We start from the raw sequence: 4,954 nt of genomic DNA, 5'->3' as shown, positions 1-4,954 counted from the left end.
TTGCGCCCTCTTTCAGAGGGGCAGTCCACGGGTTGCGGCTCTGAAAGCGATTATGACCGTTCCCGGTCTGGCTCTTTTCTCTTGGGATGTGGCTTTTTCGTCCTCGCCTGTGCCTTGGCTTCGGCAAGCCTGCGCCGGATGGAATTGTCCCGATTCTGGATAAACCGCTGCTTCGTATCAGCGATAAAGCGGCGGCACTCCGGCTCCGGGATGGCGTCCAGCTTTCGGATGGTATTCTCCACAATATCCCTTGTCTGCCGGTCACGGATAACCGGCACGATTTCTTTCAGCCCCGCAAGGGTGTCCTCTTTTGTACCGGCGGCGTACTGATAGACCATAGCCAACTCGTCTTTAGAAAAATTCATCTTCATTCTGCGCCCTCCTTCTCTGTGCCGTTTCCGGCAAACACTTTTTCCATAAGCTGACGGGTGCTGTCTTTGTGGAACAGCAGCTTCAAGAATAGACTGACCTGTTCATCCGTGATGGCTTCTGGGTGGGGAAGGTAGCTTTCCAGCATGGCGGCTCTGGTGCAAAGCCGGTGCGTCCGTTCCTTCCGGGTCAGCGCCTTGGCCTGATGGGTCAGACGCTTTTCCTCCTGTTGCGCCCAGCGCAGCTTCTTTTCCGTTTTCTCTATCTCCTGATTGAGTGCTTCCAGCTTTTCATTCATAAGCGGCTGTCCTCCTTCTTGGGAATGAGTACATATATCTTGTTGGGTTCCCCGAAGCCCTGACGCACCCGCAGTATCAGTCCGGCGTCCTCCAATTCATTCAGGGAACGCTTCACGGTCATGGTGCTGCGGGCAAGTGCCGCCGCCAGTTCCACGATGGGGAAATGGATAAATAAAATCCCGTTGGTGTCCTCTATGCCGGACAGGAAAACAATATCCAACATCCGGGCGTACATGACCTTGGCGGTGCTGCTGATCGGGAGCCGCAGCATGGCTCTCGGCAGCGGCATACAGGGCGGCAGGGTGGTGTCTGCGGTCATAAATTCAACTTCCATTCAATCGGTGTCCTCCTTTACTTTTCGTTTTGAGCGTTTGGAAAGATAATGGGGGCAGTCCACAATGACCGCCCGGAAACTCTGCTTGCAAGTACGCTGACATTTCCGGCAAAGGTCGTTGTACGTTACCCGCCCCCGTTCATTGAGGAAGAAGGACAGTTCCAGCTTCCTCTTTTTCGGCATTCTCGGCATGGTGCCTCCTTAAACAAAAATCCGCCCATTTCAGCCGTAACAGCCGCAATAGACGGATAGCAGATTTTAGTGTCGTGTTTCAGTGCGATTTTCAGGGAAAAAGCGGCCATAGAACCGCCCGGAAATCCCCTGTAGTATTACGGATAGGGTAGACTACGCCCTATCGGATTGTTGTGTTTCGGTATCAATTCGGTGTTCATTTTCGCCGGTTCTCCCTGATGTCGTTCCTGCCCCTGGCTCTCACAACGGCGTTTCGCTCCCTTTGGTACGCTCGTTGCGGTCAGGGTTCCTCCATTTCCCTGCCGCAAGTCGTTGCGCTACATCGCCGGGGAGCATATCCCATACAGGCCGGTCATTCGATTGGAATAATCCATCGATGAACTACCTGTATCATAGAACATTTTTGTTCCCTGTGCCGTATATCCACAAAGTAGGATTTCGGGGCGAAAAACGGAAATTTCCACGATTATGGAAAGTATGGTATAATCCAGTTAGCGGCAGGAAAACAGCCGCCGGAAAGGAGTGAGCGCCCTATGCTGAAAGCGACTACCATACAGGAACGCCTTTGGGAGTTACGCAAAGATAAGGGCTTAAATCTGGAAGAACTGGCGCAGCAAACCGGCATTTCAAAGTCAGCCCTCGCCAGCTATGAAGCCAACGACAATAAGGAAATCAACCACGGCAATCTTATCACGCTGGCCGACTTCTATGAGGTATCTCTTGATTACCTGTTCTGCCGGACAGAAAACCGGGAGCAGATAAACACGCCCCTGATGGAACTGCACCTGAATGATGAAATGGTGGCGCTGCTAAAGAGTGGCCGTATCAATAACCGGCTCCTGTGTGAGATTGCTACCAATGATAAATTTGAGCAGCTTATGACCGACACGGAGATATACATAGACGGCCATGCAACCTCCACCTTTCGCACCCTTTATGAGTCTTTGGAAGAACAGCGGCAGACCATCATCCAGAAATACAAGCAGGCGGAAGATGATTTCTATTCAAAGACTATCCTTGCCGCAGAGGTAAAGGAAGAAGATTTCTTCTGTCATGTGACGCACAAAACATGGGACGCCATTCTCCATGACATACGGAAAGCCCATGAGCATGACATTGACAGTACGCCGGATTACTCTGCCGCAAAGAAAGTGGCGATGGATATTCGGAAAGCCATTCAATCCTCCGGGGATTATCTCGGAAAGGTGTGGGCGGTCATTTTCAATATGCTCGGCGTTGATTTCTACAAGCTGCCGCCGGATGAACAGAAGATATTGAAAAAGATATTGTCAAAAGCGCCGAACATTAAAAACAGCCCCTTCAACTTCCGGCGCAAGAGAAAATGAAAACTGCCGTTGTGGGAATGGGTGTTCCTGCAACGGCAGCTTTGGCTTTCTTTATTCAGTTTTTCAGCTTATCGGTCAAACTTATTATTTCACATAGATTTCTGAAATGGTATCTTCCACACCATTGATCTGCAATCTTACATGGATTTTCCCGTTTTCAAATTCACTCAAAGAATACTCTAAGGGGTCGGAAAGATTTGTGACATCAAAGGATTTTGATACATCACCCTGCACCAGCCACAAAGTAAGTGATGCTCCATCAGGCACCGTTTCGCAAGAAATATCAGCGTGAAGCATTTGAGTTTCTGCGTCATCTACCATCATGTTTTGTTCTTTCACAAATCCATCACTGGCACTTCTAAAATCCAACTTCCAAACACCATTCAGATAAGTGTCATAATTCATGCTGATTGTTCCCAAATTCCAAACTCGGTCGTTCGATGTAACATCCGTATTTACACCATTTCCGGTAGCAGCACTGACAATAAACCCTGTCAGGCAGACCAACATAAGCACCATACTGATAATACCGGCAACAATAAATTTTAAGTGGTGGGTTTCCTGTTTAACCATAACGCCATTATTCTCCTTGTTTTCAATATGCGTTCCGCATTCTTCACAATATTTTGCTTTCAATGAAATTCGATGCCCGCAGGCAGGACACGTTGCTTTTATCTCTGAACGGCGCAGAAAATAAATCAGCAAGCCAATAAAAGGAGTTGCGATAAAAACTACAATCGCCCACAATACCGGGTCGTCGCCCCGCTTTTTACAATCCTGATATACCCATGCTGCAAAGAAGCCACAAGTACATAGGGCGAAAAGAATAAAGCAAAGAAGCAGAATGGGAAGCAGCATGGAAAGGCCGCTAAAGCCATCGCTTTTCAGAAAATACAGTCCAAACCGCAGGAAAATTAACAGTAGAATAACTGGAATGCCGATATAAAGCGGAAGTTTGTTCTTTTTTGTATGATTCACGCTAATGCACCTCTTTTCTCAACACGGATTGTTATATCCTCTTTCATATTTGTCCTTTTAACACCAACGATGGTAAGCAAAACGCCTGCCAGTCCAATGTAGAAACAGATACCAGCAGCAAAGTTAGATAAATAAGTGTTGCTGATTACTATTAGTGCTACACCTGCCAGCATAATAAATGTAACTAAGTTCAAAATCATCGGCAAATACCAAAGAGAAAAACCGCGTGTGGCGGGTTGCTTTCGCATTGCCGTTTCCTTTTGATACAATGTCGCTTTCAGTTTGTTGTTCAACTCCGGGTCTGGTTCGTCAGCCAGTTTCATAGAAGCCCGGATGATTTCATCAATTTCTGTATTGAAAAGGTCATTTTTCATATCCCGCTTCCTCCAATCTTTTCTTAATCAGACTTCTTCCCTTAAACAATCGGCTTTTTACCGTTCCGGGCGGTTTCTTAATGATTGTTGATATTTGCTCTACGGAACAATTAGAAAGATAAAACAGTGTCAGCGGTATTCGGATTTTTTCTGGTAGGGTTTCAATAATCCGATTAACTTCTGAAATCAATTCTTTCTGCAAGTAGCTTTCTTCAATACTTTCGTCGGAATGTAAGACTGCTTCTGCTTCATCATCCAAATTACTACATGGAGCAATCATATTTCGGCGGGCCTGCTTTCGTCTATCGCTTTTCCAAAGATTGTGCGTCAAGGAAAAAAACAGTGCTTTGGGATTTTGCCCCCAGTCAAGTGTCCATTCCATTTCTAACGCTTTTAGAAAAGTCTGTTGATACAAGTCCTCTGCTTCTGATTTGTCCATACAGAGTTTCAGGCAAAATCTATATATATCTGTACCGAACTCATCAATACATTTCTCGATTTCTCTTGCGTCCAATGTTTCACCTCCATTGCCCGTTCACCCTATATTCGCCATGACTTTGTATGCGGTTCACTTTTTTCAAAAAATTTTTTTACAGGTAAAATGCCGGGGCGAAGTAGGTAGTTTCACTCCCGGCATTAAAAGAAAACTTTTCTTATGGTGTTTTGTGAAAGATAGCAATAGCTATTATTCATCGTCCTTCTCTAATTCGATTACATCTAAGATACCACAATTCAGGGCTTCGCAGATACGAACCAGCGTTTCCATGCTGATGTTTTTGCCTTTACCCATATTGGCTATCATATTTGTGGTAAGACCTGCGGCAATCCGCAAGTCCTCTTTCCTCATATTGCGCTCAACCAACGTATGCCAGAGGGGTTTATAGCTTATGTGCATTTATCCTCCTGCCTTCCTCCCGGTTCCGGGGTTCCTGTTCCCATTATAACAAAGTTCTTGCTATTCCACAAACATTTCTTGACACAATCGCCGGTTCCGTCTGGATTGTGCTTTTCCTTTCTTTTCTTGATTACATCTACTTAGCCATAAGCTGCTTCATGCCCTGA

Annotated in this window: 9 protein-coding genes; 1 reads left to right on the top strand and 8 read right to left on the bottom strand. The window is 46.2% G+C overall.

Going from position 1 to position 4,954, the window contains the following annotated elements; all coding sequences use genetic code 11:
- Positions 1–50: 50 nt before the first annotated feature.
- From J3353_RS15625 to J3353_RS15610, 4 genes are read right to left on the bottom strand one after another with little or no spacing between them, the layout of a single operon-like run.
- Positions 51–371 carry a transposon-transfer assisting family protein gene (locus tag J3353_RS15625; protein WP_087418069.1) on the bottom strand — a complete coding sequence of 107 codons (321 nt, stop codon included), beginning with the start codon at positions 369–371 and terminating at the stop codon, positions 51–53.
- The gene (locus tag J3353_RS15620) at positions 368–667 is read right to left on the bottom strand and encodes a DUF3847 domain-containing protein (RefSeq protein ID WP_087418070.1); all 300 of its coding nucleotides are present in this window, start codon (positions 665–667) and stop codon (positions 368–370) included. Before J3353_RS15620 ends, J3353_RS15625 begins: the two co-directional genes overlap by 4 nt.
- Positions 664–1,002: a DeoR family transcriptional regulator gene (locus J3353_RS15615; RefSeq protein WP_101692539.1), complete on the bottom strand. Its 339-nt coding sequence runs from the start codon at positions 1,000–1,002 to the stop codon at positions 664–666. Before J3353_RS15615 ends, J3353_RS15620 begins: the two co-directional genes overlap by 4 nt.
- On the bottom strand, positions 1,003–1,194 hold the full coding sequence (locus J3353_RS15610) for a hypothetical protein (protein WP_172455309.1): 192 nt from the start codon (positions 1,192–1,194) through the stop codon (positions 1,003–1,005).
- 533 nt (positions 1,195–1,727) lie between these two features.
- Here J3353_RS15610 and J3353_RS15605 point away from each other — a divergent pair.
- Positions 1,728–2,540 (top strand): helix-turn-helix domain-containing protein, encoded by an 813-nt coding sequence (locus J3353_RS15605; protein ID WP_207685206.1) that lies wholly within the window; start codon positions 1,728–1,730, stop codon positions 2,538–2,540.
- 84 nt (positions 2,541–2,624) lie between these two features.
- On the opposite strand, the gene J3353_RS15600 is transcribed toward J3353_RS15605, so the two are convergent.
- From J3353_RS15600 to J3353_RS15585, 4 genes are all read right to left on the bottom strand, one after another.
- A complete protein-coding gene (locus J3353_RS15600) occupies positions 2,625–3,518 on the bottom strand; it encodes a zinc ribbon domain-containing protein (RefSeq protein WP_005933738.1) in 894 nt (297 codons plus the stop codon).
- Entirely contained in the window at positions 3,515–3,892 is a 378-nt protein-coding gene (locus J3353_RS15595) for a hypothetical protein (protein ID WP_207685205.1), read from the bottom strand. The genes J3353_RS15600 and J3353_RS15595 overlap by 4 nt, the downstream gene beginning before the upstream one ends.
- Entirely contained in the window at positions 3,882–4,406 is a 525-nt protein-coding gene (locus J3353_RS15590) for an RNA polymerase sigma factor (protein ID WP_035394353.1), read from the bottom strand. Before J3353_RS15590 ends, J3353_RS15595 begins: the two co-directional genes overlap by 11 nt.
- 171 nt (positions 4,407–4,577) lie before the next feature.
- Complete coding sequence (locus J3353_RS15585; RefSeq protein ID WP_005933735.1) at positions 4,578–4,787, bottom strand: helix-turn-helix transcriptional regulator; 210 nt, start codon at positions 4,785–4,787, stop codon at positions 4,578–4,580.
- Positions 4,788–4,954 lie beyond the last annotated feature (167 nt).

It is taken from the genome of Faecalibacterium sp. Marseille-Q4137 (assembly GCF_017377535.1).
GTDB lineage: Bacteria > Bacillota > Clostridia > Oscillospirales > Ruminococcaceae > Faecalibacterium > Faecalibacterium duncaniae.
The sequence above is the reverse complement of the archived record's forward strand: the minus strand, read 5'-3'. Positions and strand labels throughout refer to the sequence as shown.